The sequence below is a fragment of the Pseudoalteromonas lipolytica genome, assembly GCF_001306915.1.
Taxonomy (GTDB): Bacteria; Pseudomonadota; Gammaproteobacteria; order Enterobacterales; family Alteromonadaceae; genus Pseudoalteromonas; species Pseudoalteromonas simplex.
The window spans coordinates 20441-38692 of the sequence record NZ_LJTC01000014.1; the positions used below are offsets into that span (position 1 = coordinate 20441).

Annotated in this window: 14 protein-coding genes; 5 read left to right on the plus strand and 9 right to left on the minus strand. The window is 43.4% G+C overall.

The window, feature by feature from the left end:
- Positions 1-61 precede the first annotated feature (61 nt).
- The 3 genes from AOG27_RS18140 to AOG27_RS18150 are packed head-to-tail and all read left to right on the plus strand — an operon-like array spanning position 62 to position 1994.
- A complete protein-coding gene (locus AOG27_RS18140; protein ID WP_054554402.1) occupies positions 62-916 on the plus strand; it encodes an endonuclease/exonuclease/phosphatase family protein in 855 nt (284 codons plus the stop codon).
- Positions 917-924: 8 nt separating this feature from the next.
- A complete protein-coding gene (locus AOG27_RS18145; protein WP_054554403.1) occupies positions 925-1287 on the plus strand; it encodes a DUF5329 domain-containing protein in 363 nt (120 codons plus the stop codon).
- Between the two features lie 29 nt (positions 1288-1316).
- A complete protein-coding gene (locus AOG27_RS18150; protein ID WP_054554404.1) occupies positions 1317-1994 on the plus strand; it encodes a nitroreductase family protein in 678 nt (225 codons plus the stop codon).
- On the opposite strand, the gene AOG27_RS18155 is transcribed toward AOG27_RS18150, so the two are convergent.
- The 3 genes from AOG27_RS18155 to AOG27_RS18165 are packed head-to-tail and all read right to left on the minus strand — an operon-like array spanning position 1987 to position 6634.
- Positions 1987-3048, minus strand: a complete 1062-nt coding sequence (locus AOG27_RS18155) for an efflux RND transporter periplasmic adaptor subunit (protein ID WP_054554405.1) — start codon at positions 3046-3048, stop codon at positions 1987-1989. The genes AOG27_RS18150 and AOG27_RS18155 overlap by 8 nt on opposite strands.
- On the minus strand, positions 3038-6325 hold the full coding sequence (locus tag AOG27_RS18160; RefSeq protein WP_054554406.1) for an efflux RND transporter permease subunit: 3288 nt from the start codon (positions 6323-6325) through the stop codon (positions 3038-3040). The genes AOG27_RS18155 and AOG27_RS18160 overlap by 11 nt, the downstream gene beginning before the upstream one ends.
- Before the next feature lie 3 nt (positions 6326-6328).
- Positions 6329-6634: an ArsR/SmtB family transcription factor gene (locus tag AOG27_RS18165; RefSeq protein WP_054554407.1), complete on the minus strand. Its 306-nt coding sequence runs from the start codon at positions 6632-6634 to the stop codon at positions 6329-6331.
- 145 nt (positions 6635-6779) lie between these two features.
- Between AOG27_RS18165 and AOG27_RS18170 the strand changes: the two genes are divergently transcribed.
- Both AOG27_RS18170 and AOG27_RS18175 read left to right on the plus strand, forming a co-directional pair.
- Entirely contained in the window at positions 6780-7124 is a 345-nt protein-coding gene (locus AOG27_RS18170) for a rhodanese-like domain-containing protein (protein WP_054554408.1), read from the plus strand.
- A 62-nt stretch (positions 7125-7186) separates the two neighbouring features.
- The gene (locus AOG27_RS18175) at positions 7187-8977 is read left to right on the plus strand and encodes an alkaline phosphatase D family protein (RefSeq protein ID WP_054554409.1); all 1791 of its coding nucleotides are present in this window, start codon (positions 7187-7189) and stop codon (positions 8975-8977) included.
- Here the strand turns inward: AOG27_RS18175 and AOG27_RS18180 are convergent.
- The 6 genes from AOG27_RS18180 to AOG27_RS18205 form a co-directional block, all read right to left on the minus strand.
- Positions 8974-9516: a PH domain-containing protein gene (locus AOG27_RS18180; RefSeq protein WP_054554410.1), complete on the minus strand. Its 543-nt coding sequence runs from the start codon at positions 9514-9516 to the stop codon at positions 8974-8976. The two genes, AOG27_RS18175 and AOG27_RS18180, sit on opposite strands and share 4 nt — an antisense overlap.
- 98 nt (positions 9517-9614) lie before the next feature.
- Positions 9615-13919, minus strand: a complete 4305-nt coding sequence (locus AOG27_RS18185; protein ID WP_054554411.1) for an alpha-1,6-glucosidase domain-containing protein — start codon at positions 13917-13919, stop codon at positions 9615-9617.
- A gap of 22 nt (positions 13920-13941) precedes the next feature.
- Entirely contained in the window at positions 13942-16836 is a 2895-nt protein-coding gene (locus AOG27_RS18190) for a TonB-dependent receptor (RefSeq protein WP_054554412.1), read from the minus strand.
- A gap of 187 nt (positions 16837-17023) precedes the next feature.
- A complete protein-coding gene (locus tag AOG27_RS18195; protein ID WP_054554413.1) occupies positions 17024-17641 on the minus strand; it encodes a LysE family translocator in 618 nt (205 codons plus the stop codon).
- Positions 17641-17820 carry a DUF4177 domain-containing protein gene (locus tag AOG27_RS18200; protein ID WP_054554414.1) on the minus strand — a complete coding sequence of 60 codons (180 nt, stop codon included), beginning with the start codon at positions 17818-17820 and terminating at the stop codon, positions 17641-17643. The genes AOG27_RS18195 and AOG27_RS18200 overlap by 1 nt, the downstream gene beginning before the upstream one ends.
- Position 17821: 1 nt before the next feature.
- Positions 17822-18226: a DUF3224 domain-containing protein gene (locus AOG27_RS18205; RefSeq protein WP_054554415.1), complete on the minus strand. Its 405-nt coding sequence runs from the start codon at positions 18224-18226 to the stop codon at positions 17822-17824.
- Positions 18227-18252: the final 26 nt, after the last annotated feature.

The window sequence follows — 18252 nt, forward strand, 5'->3', positions numbered from 1 at the left end:
CCTTTGAACTAAACTGAGGCTAACAACGACTAACTCTCAAGGAACGTAACTAAAGGTCATTATGACGGCATATCTGCGTATATTTTTATTACTTGTGTGTTTGAGTGTGCTGTCTTGGTATAGCTTTTCAAGCGATCCTAGCTCTGATGAGCAACAAGGTATAACCAAAACCGCTGTGAACCTTGCTAATTGCCAACAGCAGTTAGCACAAAGTCGTATGCAAACTTACGCTGAACATTATATTTTGCCCTATCAGTTCAAGTTATTGAGTTGGAATATCTACAAAGCACAAATAGATGGCTTACTCACAGATTTGCAAAACCTAAATGCCGGTGCTGATATTGTGTTACTACAAGAAGCTATCGAAGAACCTTCGCTTACAAAGCTCAAACCCTATTGGCGCTTTGCTAAAGGGTATAAGAGTGGCGGCGTGCAATCTGGAGTTATGACACTCAGCCGCTGGCCAGCTACTGTGCATTGTACACTCACCCATAAAGAGCCTTGGCTACGTAGCCCAAAAGCCACCAATATTGTGGAATATGCGCTGCCAGATCAACAGTTATTACTGAGTATTAACCTGCATGCCATTAACTTTGCTTTTGGCGTTAGTGACTTTAAACAACAGCTAGACGATGCCGCTGCTATTATGCAAACGCACAAAGGGCCTATCGTGTTTGCCGGTGATCTCAATACTTGGAGTGATGAGCGCCAAGCATTATTACAGCAAACATTGACTCAGCTAGGTTTGCACGAAGCTATCTATTTAGATGATAAACGTACCAAAGCATTTGGGTTAGCACTTGACCAAGTATGGGTGCGTGGTGTCAAAATAAAGACAACCATAGTACCTGAGCTTGTAAGCTCAGATCATAATCCAATAATTGCAACCTTGACCATAGAGCAAAAAGTACAGTGAAAATAACAATGAAAGGATATTGGTTTATCGCGTTAATGTTATTGAGCATTAGCCAATTCAGTAATGCAGCGACCCCAGAACAAGAGATAAATCACCTCATTGATTTTGTCGCTAAGAGTGATGCCGTATTTATTCGCAACGGCACAGAGCACTCAAGCCAAGATGCTGCCGAACACCTAGCTATGAAGTATCGAAAAGCAACCCGCTATGCAAAAACTGCCGAAAAGTTTATCGAAAATCTGGCGAGCAAAAGCTCATGGAGCGGTAAGCCCTATAAAGTTAAACTCAGCAACGGTAACTTAATCAATGCAAAAGATTGGTTAAGCAATGAATTAAAAGAGTACCGTCGAAACCAACATATTCATAATTAAAATCATCAACACACAAGAAGCGAAAAGCCATGCAAGAACACAAGAATCAGCCACTCAATGACTTTATTGAGTACCCTCATGACGAGATGCTAAAACGCGCCGAAGAGTTTTTAGCCGTGAGTCAGCGTCGCCACAGTATTCGTAGCTTTAGCGATCGCCCAGTGCCAAAAGAAATAATCGAAACTTGTATTAAAGCGGCTGGCACTGCACCCAGTGGGGCCAATCATCAACCTTGGCACTTTGTAGCAATACACAGCAGCGATGTGAAAAAACAAATTCGAGAAGCCGCTGAAAAACTAGAGCGCTCATTTTATGAAGGTCGCGCAGGTGAAGAATGGTTAGATGCCTTAAAACCACTTGGCACCGATGCCAGTAAGCCCTACCTTGAGCATGCACCTTGGCTAATTGCCGTGTTTAGTCAAAAGAAAGGCGGTATTTCTGCCGATGACAAAAATACCAATTACTATGTTCATGAATCTGTTGGCCTAGCAACCGGCTTTTTAATTCAAGCACTACACAGAGCTGGTCTTGCCACCCTCACGCATACACCAAAACCAATGAGCTTCTTAACCGAAATTTGTGGCCGCGATAAAGATAATGAGCGCCCTTACATGCTACTTATTGCAGGCTACCCAGGCACAGATGCAACCATCCCTGAGCATGCCTTAGTGAAAAAGTCGCTAGACGAAATAGCAACCTTTATTTAGTTTTAAAATCAACAGCCAGCACATCACCCGGGTTTAAACCTGAAACGATGTGCTGCTGGCCATCGAGCATTTCGCCAAGGCGCACATAGCGGCGCACTATCTGATTATTTTCAAGTAAATAGACCATACTCAATTGGCCATATTGGTACACCCAGCTTGACTCAATCAACACCCCTTTTTCAGTAGCGAGCGGTAATTGTAATTGCGCATAAAGCCCTGGCATTAATCCAGTTTGCGCATCTGTTTCTAAACGGATCTCCATACTACGCGCAGCACTATCAGCAACCGGCACAATTTCTGTCACTGTAGCAGGCATTGACGTAGATAAAGCAGGTAGTTTAACCGTTAGAGTTTGACCAACATTCAACTTAATTGCTTGTTGTTCTCTGACATCAAATGCTAATTGCAATTGTTGTGGGTTATACAGTGCGAGTAATGGCGTGCCAGGAGTTGCGGTATCGCCAGGCTCTGCAAAGCGCTCAACCACAACACCTGAAATCGGCGCTTTAATTTGCGTAAAACTCAGTGCAACTTGCGCTTGTGTTTGCTGCTGTTTAGCAATCGCTAGGTTCGCCGTTAAATTATCGAACCTTGCTTTAGCATCGTCGTATTCGCTAACAGATACCAAACCTTGCTTGTATAAATCGTTAATACGCTTTAGTTGTTTCTCTGCTTGAGTCAGCGAGGCATTAATCGCATTTATTTGTGCTTCGCTTTGAGCAAGCCCTGCTTTAAAATCATCTTGCTGCAAGGTAATTAGCACGTCACCTTGTTTTACAGTATCGCCAGCGCGTACATTTAAACGCTCAACTTGTGCCATTACACGAGAAGAGATTTGCGTATTTTGTTTTGCAATCACGGTGCCCGGTACAACTTCATCACGCGCAATATCTGCCAGTGTCACTGTCACTAACTGACCAGTGTAATCATTTGCTGATGGGTTTTTCATGCCTGCAGCTTGCTTATCAGAGAAACTGCCCGCCATGTAAAGTACCGCCACAATGATCACAGATAACGCGATGATCGAGCCAGTAAGTTTCGATTTACCCTGCATGAGCTTGTTCCTCTTTGCCTGCATTCTTTGCAAACACTAAATAATAAACCAGTGGCACAACAAATAATGAGAACAATGTTGATGCCACAATACCAAAAATAATTGCAATCGCTAGACCGCTAAATACCGGATCTAGGGTGATCACCAAGTTACCTAGTAAGGTGGTTCCCGCGGTGAGTAACACAGGGCGCATACGCACCGTACCTGCGGCAATCAAAGCCTGTTTAATTGCCATACCTTGGCCGCGAGCTTGATTAATAAACTCAACTAAAATAAGTGAGTTACGAACCACAATACCAGCAAGAGCAATCATGCCAATCATGGCTGTTGCAGTGAATAGCACCGGCTCTGGAGCACCAGCAATGCTGCGCTCTCCAAATTGATTTAATAGCCAAAAGCCCGGCATGATCCCTATTACGGTTAATGGAATAGCCGACATGATGATCAGTGACAAACTGGCAGAGTTTGTTTGAATGCGTAAAATGATGAAAATGGCAGTGAGCGCAAACGCAAAGGCAATACCCATATCTCTGAATACATCAATAGTAATTCGCCATTCGCCTTCACCACTAAAGGTCACGTCAGTGCCAGCAGGTAATTGCCAAGCTTGGCTACCACCATTATTGAAAAAGTGCCTACTTTGCCAATCAGTTTGGCTAAATTCGTCAGCGCTAATGCCTAAGTCAGCATTGACGTCAGCAATAATTTCAGCGGGTGTACGCCCATTTAACTCAGCCATTACATACATAACATTACGCTGATCTTTACGCATAATTGGCTTGGCAACATCTTGATGCTGAAATTCACCCAATTCAGATAATGCCACCAGCGGACGCGGTGCACTTTGCAGCCCAAATTCATCACTGGTTTTTGCAAGCTCCCTATCACCACGAACTAGTAATGCCAGCAATTGAGCAAATTGGTTACGATCTTGATATGGCAGTTGTAACTTTATATCGACAGGGTCTGTTTCGCCGCTAACATATAACACCCCAACATTTTGCCCATGCGAAGCAATGGCTAAGGTCTGGGCAATATCTTGTGTAGACACCGCCGACAATGACGCTTTACTTTTATCAGTAACAAAACGTTGTAAGGGTGCATTGGCAGCAATACTGGTATCAACCTCAACCACATGCGGCTCTTGTTTTAACCTTGCAGCAACAGCAAGGGCTGCTTGATAGTGCGTGTCTGTATCAACAAATGGCTCACTGTAAACTTCAGCCACTAAGGTACTTAAAACCGGAGGACCCGGTGGCACTTCAACCACTTTAATTACAATGCCATCGGTTGCCAGTGGCGCTAATGCGGCACGCAAGCGCATGACCACGCCATGAGATTGATGATCACGCTCAGTTTTATCGAGCAGTAATACTCTGAGTTCAGCTAAATTAGCAGCTTCACGTCGATAATAACCACGCACCATACCATTAAAGTCCATGCTTGATGGCTGACCAACGTAGGCTGCCGCCTCGCTTACTTCATTTAATTGCCAAGTGATGGTTTGTACTTGTCGAGTGAAAGCGGCGGTTTGCTCAAGGCTTGTACCTTCAGGCATATCGATTAAAACTTGTAACTCGTTTTTATTATCAAACGGTAATAGCTTTAAAGGCACTGCACGCATTACGGGTAACATGGCACTGGCGACAAACAAAGCTAATGTGGTCCATAAAACGAGTTTGGCACGGCCTTTAGACTCAAGTAATGGTGATAATATGCGCTCATATAAACCATGCTGATTGGCATCGAGTTGTACGCTGTCACCGACTGGCGCTTTAAGTAGTTTCATTGCCAACCACGGCGTAACAAAAAATGCCACTATGGTCGAAACCATTACACTAATTGGCACATTGAATGCCATCGGTGCCATGTACGGCCCCATCATGCCAGTAATAAACGCAAGTGGGATAAACGCCACCATAATGGTTAATGTAGACATAAACAGCGCCACACGAATTTCGCTCATGGCATCAACTATGCGTTGTTTTTTATCGCCTTTGTGGGTTAAAAAACGACTTATGTTGTCTATCCCTGTAATTGGATCATCAACCAACAAACCTAAAGAAAGGATTAGTGCAAACAGTGTGACTCGGTTAATTGTATAGCCAAAGGCAAAATCAAGTGTCAGGGTGATGCCGTAGCAAATAGGCACTGCCAAACCAACCACAATCGCTGGTCGCCAACCTAAAAATACGCCAACAAAAATAACCACGGTAAATACCGCAAACACTAAGCTTGAGGTAAGGTTATTTACTTTCTCGTTCGCGGTTTGGCCATAATCACGCAGTACGGTGTAGCCCACTTCATCTGGCAATAGATTAGCCGATAAACTGTCCATCATGCTGTGCACTTCGTTGGCTACAGCGACCGCATTGGTGCCTGCTTGCTTAGCGACACTAATGGTGACTAAAGGAAGTTGTTGTTGGTTATCTGAATGAGCCAGCCATTGATAGCTTTGCGCTTCGCTTGGACCATCACTCACCTCGGCCACATCGCTTAGATAAACACTCTTACCGTTTACCACGTTGACAACAAGACGTTCAATCGCAGATTGAGAGCGTAAAACATCACCCACTTGTAAGGCAATTTGCTGCTTTCCTTCAACAACACTGCCCACATTCAATAATTGGTTAGATACGCTAAGCGCATAATACACATCAGTTAGGGTTGTTTGATGGGCAGCAAGAGCGCTTGCATCAAGGTTAATTGTTAATTGACGGGTTCTACCAGCAATCACTTTCACTTCGCTGGTGTTTTCGATGCGCTGTAAACTATTAGCGATTTCGTTAGCAAAGCGGGTTAGTTGATAGTCATCGTAAAGTTTTGGATCTTTACTAAATAAGCCCAGCATCACAATGGGCACATCGTTCACTTCAACCGGACGTATTTGCCATGAGCTGATCACTGACGCCGTCGTGTGTTGATAGCTATAGAGTTTAGCGTAAGTATCGAGAATAGCTTGCTCACGGTCGTGACCGACTTCAAAGCGAAGGGTGACAACAGCAGCATTACTTTGTGTAGTTGAGTAAATATGCTCAACACCCGTTAACTGCGCCAATAACTTCTCCAATGGCTCTGTTACCAGCCTGGCTACTTCTGGCGCTTCAACGTTTGGTGCTGCTACATATATATCAAGCATAGGAACCACAATTTGCGGTTCCTCTTCACGAGGGGTTTGCTTTAATGCCATTAAGCCAAGCAACACCGACATAATAAAAATAATAACAGGAAGGCGGCCGCTCAAGCTGTTTTTAACAGCATTATCGATAGCACTCACTGCTTAATTACCTTTGCAAAATAAGCCATATAGAGTTGCTAGGATCGATACTACATTTTCATCAACCACGCGATAATAGATAGTTTGGCTTTCGCGTCGAGTAGCAACTATCTGAGCTTTTCTCAGCGCCGCTAAGTGTTGCGATAATGCAGACTGCGCCAACGGCACAGCTTCGTTTAATTCGCTCACGCTCATTTCACCATCTTGCAGCGAACATAAGATCATCAAGCGATTTTTATTCGCCAATATCTTTAGCATTTGCTCTGCTTGCTCCACATTGTCGGCCATAGCCGCAAAATCGATGTTCATATTCACACTACTCTATATTCTTAAAATGCCGCTAAAGTATAGATTGATATATTAGAAAAGTCTAATATTAGAATTTACTAATATAGTGTTATCTAATATATTAAATACATCACCCTTTTACGAAAACTTGGCATGGAGGATAAGTATGCTGACACCAATTCCTGACTTAATGAAAATTGTTGCCCCAAACCAGCGCCGCATTAGCGCTGACCAAGCAAAACAAGAGCTAAGCGAAAACCATGGTTTATTAATTGACGTACGTGAGCCTGCTGAGCACGCAACTAAAGCAGCGACAGGTGCAATTAATATCCCGCGTGGTGTACTTGAAATGAAATTAATGGAAATTGAAAAAGATCCTGCAAGGCCCATTTACTTACACTGTGCAAGTAGTGCCCGCGCCACACTGAGTGCCGAAGCACTGACTCGTGTTGGTTACGAAAATGTCACTGTAATCACCTGTAATACAGAACAAATTTGTCAGGTGTTTTAACTTCATAGAACAGTAACACTGGTCGGATAAGCTCGTGCTTTTCTACTTATAGGTACAGAGCAATGACTTTTACGCGCAGACGCTTTTTAAAAGCATCGGCGGCTGGTTTTGGAGCCGCCGTTTTATCCTTCGGTTTAACGGGCTGTAGTCTTAATGACGATGATGACGAAACTACAAAGCAAACCCCTGTCAGCTTTGATCACGGTGTTGCCAGTGGCGACCCGCTCGCTGACAGTCTAATTATTTGGACTCGCATAACCCCTCTTGAAAACGTCACGAGTATTAACGTAGTTTGGCAAGCCTCAACAGACGCTAACTTCACAACCATTAGCCATGATGGCGAAACACAAGTAAGCGATGCAACCGACTTCACCTTAAAAGTTGATCTGCAAGGCCTCGATGCCAATACCACCTATTACTACCGCTTCATAAGTAATGGTAAAACCTCACCCACTGGAGTAGGTAAAACGCTTCCAACCGACAACATAGAACAAGTTAAATTTGCTGTTGTCTCTTGCGCTAACTATCCTGCTGGCTACTTTCATGTGTATGGCGAAATCGCAAAACAAACCGATTTAGACGCAGTACTGCACCTAGGTGACTACATCTATGAATACGGTAATACAGGTTATGCCACTGAAGATGCCGCCGAACTTGGCCGTTTATTACCTGATGACAATAACGATGAAATCATTTCTTTAGCGGATTATCGCAAACGTTACGCCCATTATCGTAAAGACGAAAACCTGCAAGCTGCCCATAGTCATTGTGCATTTATTACTGTTTGGGACGACCATGAAATAACTAATGATACATGGCATAGTGGCGCTGAAAATCACAACGACGGCGAAGGTGAATTTAGCGAGCGCAAAATGCATGCGCTACAAGCCTACTTTGAATGGATGCCTATCCGTAATGTTGCCGATAAAGAGCGTATTTATCGACGCTTCGAGTTTGGTAATTTAGTGTCATTGCACATGCTCGATACCCGTGTTTTAGCTCGCGACGAGCAAGTTAATTATGCAGATTTCGACTTAACCAGCAGCCAAGGACAAACTGACTTTGTTGCAGCAATTAGCTCACCTACTCGTGCTCTATTAGGTAACGAGCAACTTACATGGCTGACTGATGGTTTAACGACAGCAACAACACAATGGCAAGTACTTGGGCAACAGGTGCTGATGACCAAAATGCATTTGCCACTCGAGATTTTACAGTTACTAATGAATATCCAAGTGACTCAAGCAAACGGTGCTGATCCCTCGGCATTACTTGCTCAAGCAAACACATTATTTAGTGAGCTTGCGCAAATTAAAGGACGTATATTAGCTGGCGATCCAACGGTTACTAGTGAACAGCGAGCACGCGTAGAAACAACAGCACCTTATAATCTTGATGCATGGGATGGCTATGCTTATGAGCGCGAGCAAATACTAGGAACTGCAATTGCAGCACAAAAGAATTTAGTCGTTTTAGCTGGTGATACGCATAACAGTTGGGCAGGACACTTAGTCACTGATGCAAGCAATCCTGTTTCTGCTAAAGCCGCAGCTGGTGTTGAATTTGCAACATCTTCGGTTTCATCACCAGGTCTTGAGAACTACTTAGCGTTAAATACGCAATCGAGCGAAGCTGTCGCACAAATTGAGCAAGTCATTGCATTATTGGTTAACGACTTAGCTTACAATAACTTAGTTGAACGCGGCTACTTAACCGTCACCTTTACTCAACAGCAAGCGCTTGCCCAGTGGCATTATGTAAGTAGCGTTAAAACAGCCGATTACACACTGCTTAGCGAGCGTCAAAAAGCGCTCAGCGTACAAGCTGGTAACCCTACTTTACAAATGGTTTAACGCTTTTCATCTAATAGCGTAACTAACATTTGCTCAATGTTTTTTACGCTATAAGTAAGTGAACGCAGCAGCTCTAACTGACTATCTTCAGGTTGATGCTCAGCTTTAGTACTGCTGCTTTGAGTCATCTCATCTTTTTGTTTTAAGATTGCCTCGCGAAACGTCTCTGCATCAACCACTCCGAGCAATGATACTAATGCACCTTGCCCTGATTGACCTGCCGTTTCAAAACTCAGTCGATAAAGACCAAATTGGCGCATTAAGGGACCTTGGCTCAGTGCCACATCAGTTATTTTTTCAAGTGGGATCGATTTTTCTTCTTTAAAGAAGACACCGCGTTTTACCACTAACTTACGTGTTAACAACGTGGCTGACATCGCCGCTAAAATACGCCCTGCCACCAGCCAGATTATTAACGCAACAATGGGAATAAAAGGGATCCCTACCATACTAATCACACAGGTAAAAATACCCAGTAATAACCAATACTGTTTTACTTTTGGATCAAAGCTGGCACTCAATAAACTGGTTTCTGTCATCATAGGCTCCTTGATAGAGAGTTATAACAATATACAAACTTTTCATTAAACACAAAAAAAGCCGAGCAAAGCCCGGCTTAAGGGTACTGCAGGGAAAGCTATTCCACTGCTTCAACCGTCACTGTTAATTTACTCAGATCAGGTCCTTGCACTGTAAAACGATAATCCCCCGCTACAGCAATACTCAAGGTGATATCGCCCCCAACGGCTTCTAATAAGGTCGCTTCACCAATAATAGCGATGGGTGAATCACCACTACCGCCATAATTTATGGTGTTCCAGTCGCTTGAAGCGACTTTGAATCCATATTCTCCCACTTCAAGTGCCAGTGTCGTACTATATAAAGCATCGCCAGTATAAATTAACGGATCCACTGGATCCCAATTATTCATGCTGCCTCGCAAATAGACTTGAGTTTCGCCAAACATTTCTGCATTAAATACGGTCATGAGTGGCTCTTCAAGGTTACTAGCATCAAACACAAACTGATATTGACCATCGCTGGCAATATCCATTGTCATGTTTGCGCCTTTTACTGCGAGTAGTTTTTCAGTACCCACTGTAACCGCTGCGCTACTTTCACCTGAGCCATAATCGACTGTATTCCAATCACTTGAAGCAAACTTAAAGCTATAGCTACCTGCAGTTAATTGTTTAGTGAAAGTATAAACACCTTTGCCTTGGTACATTAACTCATCACTGGTATCCCAACTATTGAAGTCACCGCGCACATAAATTGGGGTGCCAACAAATGGCTCTTCATTATAGATTTTAAGCACTGGGTTATCGGTGTCTGTGGCATCGAATGAGAACACATAAACAGCATCCATTGCCGCCGTAAAGGTCATATTGGCGCCACTGCGTGTTAGCGGCTCATCTTCACCTTCGATCACTTCAGCAACATCGGCAGAAAGCGCACCAAAATCAACGGTAGACCAATCTTCAGAAGCCACTTTAAATTCATAGCTACCTGCTGTTAGAGGAATCGCAATTTTGTACTCGCCATTACCTACATATTCAAAGCTATTTGCCGTCCCCCAGTCATTTAACGAGCCACGAACATAAACTGTTGTGCTACCAAATGGCACAATATCTGGCGCCCCCACAGTCGCATCAGCACTTAAGCCTTCACCTTGTGCATCAGCTTGTGGTTTCACAAACACAGCAACAGTATATGGTGGAACATTAAAGGTACCTTCGCCCTCACCAGCCATAAAGCTTGCCGCTGACATACTTGAGTCAACACTCGCTTTTAAAACAGGATGAAGCTCAAAACCCGCAGCCGTTGATACCGTATGCGATAAGCTTTGCTCAGTGCCGTTCATCACCACGACAATGGCATCGTATTGGCTATCTAGGTCAGTCAACCCAACACCATCATCAATACTCATCACGACTAAGCCTTGTTGTTGACGCTTACCAATATTGTGGAAGCCAACGCGGTCTAGAATGTCTTGCTCTGTGGTTAAACTAAATAATGGGCTGGCACTACGAATTGCTAAGAACTCAGTAAATACATTACTTGCGTACTCAATGTCGCTTGCCATCGCTTGCGCATTCGTATTTGCAGAAATAGGTGCAATTTCGCCCCACTTCGCTTGGTTATCTTGCGCAGGTGGCAGGCCTACATTCCAGTTATTGGTATCCATACTGAAATCAACAAAGTTGAACCAATCACCAGAATCATAACTGTTACGATCCATTGATTTAGAACGCAGCATATCAGCACCCATTTGCATAAATGGAATACCTTGGCTCATCAGCGGCATAGCTAAAGCCATATTGTGAACACGCACACGCTCTTCAATACTTAAGTTAGTACCATGCTTATATTGCAGCTGATCCCATAGTGTTTCGTTATCATGCTTAGAGACATAGTTAATGCTATCAGCTGGGTCGAGTGCATAAGCTGCTGGCTGACCACCCCAACTAAAGCTGCTACCTTTTGCTGAATTACCTTTAAAGTCTTTAAGAATGTAGTTTTGTAAGTTACCTGCCAGCGATAAACGCAACGTATCTTGCTCAGATAAATTGCCATCTGTGGCATTATTGCTAAAGAATGCACCACCACGAATTGCTTCACGGATACGGTCATTAAAGGTACCTACTTCAGTTCCTGCCATATCCATTTGTTTAGCTTGCACAAATAAACGGTTATCAGCGACTTCATCAAAGTTCCATCCTTCACCGTAAAAGTAAGTATCTGGGTCAACTGCTTGCACTGCATTAAGCGCTGCCATAATTGAGGCTTTTGGCATATGCCCCATCACATCAAAGCGGAAGCTATCGTAACCAAAGTCACGGGCTAAAATCACCATAGAGTCAGTAACAAACTTATCCATCATTACATGTTCTGTTGCAGTATTCTCACAACATGTTGAGCGTTCCATTATGCCTGTTGTTTCGTTATATCTGTGGTAGTAACCTGGTACTAGTTTATCAAACACAGATTTATCCCAAACACCTGATGAGGTAGTGTGGTTATAAACAACATCAAGCACAACACGCAAACCAATTTCCTGTAAAGACTGGATCATCGCACGCGTTTCTTTGACTCGTGCAATACCTTCAGGCGATGAAGCGTAAGAGCCTTCAGGCGCAATAAAATGATGCGGATCATAACCCCAATTAAAGCTATCAACACCACGCATAGCATTAGCCAGTGCTTGAGCATCATCAGAACCAGGCAGGTAAGACGCCATTAAATCAACTATCAATGCACTCTTATCTTCGGTTTTACATGCATCGGCATCATCGTCAATGCGGCTACATAAATCACCTAAGGTTGCAGTAATATCAACACGCTGACTGGCATCTTCATCTATGGTGCCAATATCTGTCAGTGGTAGTAAATGGAAATGGGTTAAGCCATTATCTGCCAGCTTTTTGAGATGTTGCATTGGTGCACTATCAAGCTCAGTAAACGCAAGATACTTACCACGGTTTGCTTCACTGACAGTTTCATCACGCACACTAAAATCACGTACATGACCTTCATAAATAACCGCTTGCTCTGGGTAATCAACCGTTGGCACCATACGCTCATCCCAGCCGGTTGGTTTTGTATCTTCATCATTAAGGTTAATCAATTGGCTATATAAACCATTGGTCGAAACGTTTAATGAGTAAGGATCTGTGCTCCATAAGCTTTCAATTTGCTTGGTCGCTGGGTGATAAACATCAAACATAAAGCGGTAGTAATGGCGATCGTGACTAATATCGATATTGCTAGACCAAATACCCGTTGCGCTATCAAAGGTCATCGCAAATTGTTCAAGCTCTGTTTTATCAGCATCATACAGCGCTAATTTCATATTGCTTGCAGTCGGTGCCCATACCGACACATCAATGCCATTATTTGCGTAATGCACACCAAGTTGTGCTTCATTAGCGTCACTTTCGCCACTGGTATATAAGTCATCGAGGGCTTTAGCGGCTTGTACATAAGTGGCTTCTGTTAGCTTGCCATCAGCGTCATAGCCTGCCACAACCAGTTGTTGTTTAATAAGCTCTTTTGCAGTGGCGGCATCCCAGTTACCTTGGTACGCATTCCATCCGGCAAGGTGTGGTACTTTAGCGATTTGCTCATCACTTAAAGATGTCGATGTAAGCTCAACCACTTGACCATTTAGCTCTTCGGTGTCTTCATCTATTGCTAAATCTGCATTGTTTGATGAGTGTAATTTAATGATGCTTGTCAGTTCATTACTTGGATTATAGACAAAGGTTGAGAGGTCAAGCCAATGTGCTGAGGCACCTGAAAGACTCACTCCTAAACTCAAAATTGGGAATTCAAAAACAGACGGTTCACCATGAAAAGTAAAGTTCATACGTTGGAACTTTTCATCGTCCTGCATCAATGGCATTTTTAAGTCAACATCACCAAACGCTTTGCCGGACCCTTCGGTTCCAATATGCACAATGAAGTTAGCACACTCGTTGTAACCCTCTTTTAGTTTTACAATCCAATACGCGCCGTAGTTAGGGTCAACACCATCGTATTCATGACCATTGGCCCAATCAGTGGCATCAAACGGTGCAGCGTAAGCATCACAGTCATCGTTATTCCATGAGTGTAAACGGTATCCTTCATAGATTTTATCTGTGCGGTTATAGAATAAGATGGCTTCGTCGTCTGCAGGGAAAACCACAGGATCAGGCAAAGTGGGATCAGCGCCTACTACGCAGCTCTCATTATTTTCATCTGGTACGGAATTGCCTTTACAACTAATTGGTGGTGGATCTACACACTCAGTCCCTGCTTCATTAGGGATTTGCGGTACGCTACAAGTTAATAAAACTTGCCCAGAATCTATATCGTCACTTGCGCCACCACCACATGCAGTTAGCAATACCATGCTACATGCAATCAGTAAGCGGTTTAAATTAGCTATTACTTTCATATTATTATCTCCAGCTTACTGATCAATGGTTATAGGTAAAACCCAGATAAAACTGACGACCAAAGAATTGCGTGGTGCCTGTTTTACTGGTTGTTCCAAAATAGCTTTGTGTTGGTTCATCGGTTAAGTTATTTACTTGTAATAACATGCCGAATGAATCTGTGAACTGATACGATGTTTGGAAATCGACAACCGTTTCTGCATCAAAATTCACCACTTGCTCATTGACAGCAACTTGCTCTGAAACAAAATCATCGCGATAACGAACATTCAAACGTGTTTCAAAGTTTTCATAGCTGTAAAAAAGTGTGCCGTTAAAGACATTGTTTGATAGGCCAGGCAAGTCTTGCGACACAGAATCACCACCTAAATCGGTAATAGATTGCACCTCACTCTCGGTATACGAGTAACTGGCGTTAATACCTAGGCCTTCAAACGGTGAGGGTAAGAATGAGAAAACTTGCGTATAGGCAAGCTCAATACCACGAATATAACCGCCTTTGGCATTGTTAACCGCAGTGGTGTACACCCCATTAGTAGTTTCGATTTGCTCACCGCTGACAGGGTCAATAATGTATTCTGGTACGTTAAAACCATTACCCTTAAAGTCAAAGTTCTCTATGGCTACCGTATCTATGAATGAGTCGATATTCTTATAAAACGCAGCAACAACCAGTGCACCATCGGTGTCTTCAAAGTATTGCTCGTACGAGATATCGTATTGATCAGCATAAAAAGGTTTTAAGAATGGGTTATTAGTACTTGAACCGTTAATTTCGCCGTCATTGTTAACCGATGCACTGGCATCGCCTGCTAAACGGTTAATCGGAGCACGCGCCATCACTTTTGCCGCAGCAAAACGAATTTGTGTCGCGTCACTCACTTTAAAGTTTAGGTTTAATGAAGGCAGGTAGTCTGTGTATTTTATGCCTAACACGCTTGGTGCATAAAGGTCGTTAACAATGCCATTGTCATCAACAATATACTGCGCACCGAGTTGTGGGTCACCACCGACGTTTTCAAGCACCGTCGCGGACTGATCGGTATCTACTCGGCGAATACCAATATTACCTGTGATTGGCAGCTTGCCAATTTCAGTATCAATGTTAAGCATAAGGTAAGCGGACACCACTTCTTCATACACTGAACCACTTTGCAACATGGTCCATGAATAGTTAGTGGTATAGTCTTGTGCATCTGGCTCACCATCACCATCTAAATCAACAACACCATCAGCATTACCCCAGGTTTGTACTGGTTGCGGAATACCATTTGGGAACCATGCGTTAAGTGCTTTATCTAAATCTATCGCTAGATATGATGGGAAATAACTAAACTCACCTTGCCAATTGACGACTGTAGCCATGTCATCGGTAAGGCGAAGCGGTGGTTGAGTCGAAGAAAATGCACCGTCGTTACCGTATTCAAATACAGAGCGATTATTGCTGTACTCACGGTCTGAATAACGAGCGCCAAATTCAATGGAGCTAAACCAGTTATTCTCTAACTCATACTTAAAATCGAGTCGAAATGCTTTTACTTCATCTTCATTTTCATACGGGTAAATACCGTATTTACTGACCATAACTCGGTCAATATCGCTAAATGCGTCGGCTTGGTTAAAACCTACATCAGGCAAGTTTAAGCCGTTCAATTGATAGTTAAGCGATACATTGGTATCGAACACTGGGTTCTCAACGGTGGCATCTTCCGCAACCAATGCCCAAAGTAAACCATTACGGAAATTACTCTTAGCACGTGATAGCGACACGTCAGCATTGACGTTTAAACGCTCAGTAACTTGCCAATCCGCATTAATGCCGTAGCTGTCTACTTCATCGAAATCTTGGTTATCATCATTAACAATTTCAACACGGGTAAAGCTATTTGATGTGCGGTTAATCGCACCACCAATCACCGCATTACCGTCAAGCACTGGGTTAGCATACACCGCAGACGGACCACCAAACTTAACTCGGAAACCACGGGCAAATGACTCGCTATCAAAACGCGATAAAAACGCATCACCCTTTAATTTAAAGTTATCGGCTGGCACCCATTCAATTGAGGTTAAATAACCATTACGGGTTTCTTCACCACCTAAGTGCTGAAGCTCAAATCCCTCGCTGATGTATTCATTGGCAGGATTATCTGCAGGGCCATCGGTATCATTTGCCAGTCCATCAACATCTTTGTTTCCGTTATATGCTAAACCGATAAACTGAGTCGCCACACTTGGTTGGAATAAGCGCGCGTAACCCACTGCGACACCTAGCGTATCGTCAAGAAACTTACCTTGGTAAGAAAAGCTAATACGGTCGCCGTACTCGGTTGCATCAAAGACCTCTGAAGCACGGTCGTTATACATACCACGCACATTCGCAGTAAATTTGTGTTGCTGGTCATTATCCAATGGGCTGGCTGTTTGTAGCTCTACCGTACCTGCTACGCCCCCTTCAATGAGGGATGCCTTTGGCGACTTGTAGACCGCCGCTGAACTGATTAACTCAGACGGGTATTGATCAAACTCAATACTGCGACTACCACTAGTAGATACTTGCTCACGACCATTTAATGTCGAAAAAACAAAGCCACCAGATAAACCGCGAATGTTGATTTCGGCAGCTTGGCCTCCGGTACGTACCGCCGAGATCCCCGGTAGACGTGTTAATGCATCAGCCATAGACACATCAGGTAATGCCCCTAAGTCATCAGCTGATAGTTGCTCAGAGACAGTGTCGCTAAAGCGTTTTTGATTTAATGATTGAATTAAGCTGCGACTAAAGCCGCGCACTTCGATTACTTCTAGCTCAGGATCGATTTCCTTTGCTGATGTGCGTTCTTGTTCCGTCGCCGCTATTGCACTATTTGCTGCCACTAAAGCCAGCATAAGCGCACTTAGCTTGAATTTCCCCATTGGATTTCCACCCTGTTGTCGTTGGAGGTGTTGTATTTGTGGTTATTGTTGTTGTCAAAAAACAACCAATAAAGTGTAACCAAAAGGTAAATATTGTGTGATGAATACGTATGCAATAGGAGCTTGCTGGGGAGAGCAGCGATCACAACCCTTTTCTATTAGTGATGTAATCGCAATATAGAGGGATTTATAAAGTAATAACGACGCGAACAGCTAGAGCAATAAAGATTATCCCTAGCAATTTTTCGAGCCATGGATTTGTCTTGGTGAAACCAAAACGCTTTTTTGATATGTCGGTTAACAGTGCAACAACTAGATACCAGCCCGTATCAAGCACAAATACCGTTAAACACATGATTAAACCAACTTGCAAAGTCAGCTTTTCAGGATCAATAAATTGCGAAAACAGTGCTAAAAAGAACACCGCAAGTTTTGGGTTTAAAAAGGCAATAGCAAAGCCATCTTGCAATGCGCTACGAGGACTCGGCTTAGTCTGCTCAACATTCAATGTTTGCGAGCTAGGTTTAGCTAACAAAATACGAATACCCAAATATGCGAGATAGGCTGCACCGCCATAGACCAGCACTTGATAAAGCGTTGGCAACTGAGTCATCAGCGCACCTAAACCAAGTAACGAGGCACACGCATAAAAGCCAACCCCAATACCATGGCTTAACGCCGCTAACATGCCATTCTTCATACCGCCATGTAAACTGTGCTTTAAAACCACAGCTAAACTCGGCCCCGGCGACATCGCTCCCATCACGCAAATTAAAACTAAACTCAACCACTCAGTTAGTGTCATTATTCGTTATTCTCGATTAGCAATAAAACGGATGTTATCTGACCATAAACCCCTGTTGCTGTAGTGATGGTTTTCACTTGCCAACCTGCTTGTCCTAATTCGAACACTCGTTGATTTAATGCATCAATATCGATGCCGCCAAAAAAGCGTTTCTTTTTAAACTCTACAACTTTTTGCATGTTAGTCCGTCAGTTGGTATTCAAAGTCATAATGATGAATACCCGATTCAATTCGAATTGCCATTTTACCAGAAATACCTTCAAGTTCACCTGCGCCTGAGTCTGGTACCACTTCTAAAATCAATCGGTCAGCCCCTTTATCCATGGTGCCAAAATGTTGCAGCACAAAACTGCCTTGCTTACCTTCTAAGCTACCAACAACTTGCTCTATCGCTACATAACCTGCACTGCCCTGAGTTGCAGTCATGGCACTGAGCATTTCGCCTTGGCTTGTTGCTTCTAATGGACCTGAAAACTGTTTATCAATCGACATACGTCCTAAATTTACGCCATCTTGCCCTGTGGCATAACCGCCAATTGGGTTTAATTTTACGGTGAATTGACCACTGATCGTTGTAGATTCCATACTAATCCCTTAATAACTGTTGATTT

Excerpts from the sequence above, each read along its gene's own strand:
- AOG27_RS18200 (WP_054554414.1), bottom strand. The coding sequence starts at position 17,820 with ATGCAAAAAGTTGTAGAGTTTAAAAAGAAACGCTTTTTTGGCGGCATC.
- AOG27_RS18170 (WP_054554408.1), top strand. The coding sequence starts at position 6,780 with ATGCTGACACCAATTCCTGACTTAATGAAAATTGTTGCCCCAAACCAG.
- AOG27_RS18175 (WP_054554409.1), top strand. The coding sequence starts at position 7,187 with ATGACTTTTACGCGCAGACGCTTTTTAAAAGCATCGGCGGCTGGTTTT.
- AOG27_RS18185 (WP_054554411.1), bottom strand. The coding sequence starts at position 13,919 with ATGAAAGTAATAGCTAATTTAAACCGCTTACTGATTGCATGTAGCATG.
- AOG27_RS18140 (WP_054554402.1), top strand. The coding sequence starts at position 62 with ATGACGGCATATCTGCGTATATTTTTATTACTTGTGTGTTTGAGTGTG.
- AOG27_RS18195 (WP_054554413.1), bottom strand. The coding sequence starts at position 17,641 with ATGACACTAACTGAGTGGTTGAGTTTAGTTTTAATTTGCGTGATGGGA.
- AOG27_RS18190 (WP_054554412.1), bottom strand. The coding sequence starts at position 16,836 with ATGGGGAAATTCAAGCTAAGTGCGCTTATGCTGGCTTTAGTGGCAGCA.
- AOG27_RS18165 (WP_054554407.1), bottom strand. The coding sequence starts at position 6,634 with ATGAACATCGATTTTGCGGCTATGGCCGACAATGTGGAGCAAGCAGAG.
- AOG27_RS18150 (WP_054554404.1), top strand. The coding sequence starts at position 1,317 with ATGCAAGAACACAAGAATCAGCCACTCAATGACTTTATTGAGTACCCT.
- AOG27_RS18145 (WP_054554403.1), top strand. The coding sequence starts at position 925 with ATGAAAGGATATTGGTTTATCGCGTTAATGTTATTGAGCATTAGCCAA.
- AOG27_RS18155 (WP_054554405.1), bottom strand. The coding sequence starts at position 3,048 with ATGCAGGGTAAATCGAAACTTACTGGCTCGATCATCGCGTTATCTGTG.
- AOG27_RS18205 (WP_054554415.1), bottom strand. The coding sequence starts at position 18,226 with ATGGAATCTACAACGATCAGTGGTCAATTCACCGTAAAATTAAACCCA.
- AOG27_RS18180 (WP_054554410.1), bottom strand. The coding sequence starts at position 9,516 with ATGACAGAAACCAGTTTATTGAGTGCCAGCTTTGATCCAAAAGTAAAA.